Origin of the sequence: Nostoc sp. (assembly GCF_036917315.1) — a bacterium.
Lineage (GTDB): Bacteria > Cyanobacteriota > Cyanobacteriia > Cyanobacteriales > Nostocaceae > Nostoc.
On sequence record NZ_JBALDR010000036.1, the window covers coordinates 1 to 1162 of the forward strand.

The 1162-nt window shown below is 39.2% G+C and carries 1 pseudogene; it reads left to right on the forward strand.

From position 1 onward, the window contains the following. Positions 1–84: 84 nt before the first annotated feature. A pseudogene (locus V7K84_RS16925) lies at positions 85–1151 on the forward strand (ISAs1 family transposase); the annotation flags it as partial. Positions 1152–1162: the final 11 nt, after the last annotated feature.

Consider the following 1162-nt stretch of genomic DNA (forward strand, 5'->3'; position numbering starts at 1 on the left):
GGCAGGGCTGTTTCATTCCCTAAAACAGGTAAAATTGCAAGTGTTGAGGGGATAAAAATCATGGGTACTTCTCTGATTGAACATTTGCGACAAGTTGAAGATTTCAGAACAACTGATGGTCGAAGACATCCACTTTGGTTGGTATTGCTGCTTGTAATAATGGGCACTATGAGTGGATATGTCGGATATCGTGCATGGGGAGATTTTGTCAAAAGGCATAGACGGGTATTAATAGAGAAATTTGGTAGACAAAAACATGGAGTTCCCTCATATTCAACAATCCGACGTGTAGTCATGGGAGTGGATTTCGATAAACTGGCAGAAAAATTTAATGATTGGGCTAAAAATTATGTTGATTTAGAAGTATCAGAATGGTGTGCCATAGACGGTAAAAGTATTAAAGGTACAGTGCAAAACTATAGTTCATCTAATCAGAACTTTGTCAGCATAGTATCAGTATTTGCGGGCAAAAGAGGGTTAGTTGTGGGGATGGAGAAATTTGAGAACCAGCAGAAAAGCGAAATCCAAGTTGTGCAAGAGCTAGTTACAGCATTGGGTATAGAAGATGTAGTCTTGAGCTTTGATTCCTTACATTGCCAAAAAAAACTTGCAAAATAATTATTGAAGGTGGTAACGATTACGTTATTGCCGTGAAAGATAATCAACCCAAACTACATCGTCATATTCAACACATTGCCGCCACCAAAAAACCTACTTATCGTATAATTGAGACAGAAAAGACTAGAGATAGATTAACAACGCGTACTGTTGAAGTCTTCCATGATGTCAATGGAATTGACCCAGAATGGACGGGAATACAATCTTTAATTAGGGTCGAAAGAATTGGCACTAGAAAGGGTAAGAAATATCATGAAATTGTCTGTTATATTAGCAGTCTGATAGCAGGCGCGAAGGAGTTTTCTCTCGGTATTCGCGGTCATTGGGGTATTGAAAATTGCCTCCATTGGGTGAAAGATGTTGTGTTCAAAGAAGATAATTCAACGATCCGTATGGGCAATGCACCTGCAAATCTTTCCATATTGAGAGCGATCGCTCTCAATATACTGCGTCGAAATGGTCATACTTCCATCACAATTTCTCAAAGATTTCTCTCTCATGATATTGACAAACTTCTTGCCCTTGTGGAATGAAACAGCCCTGC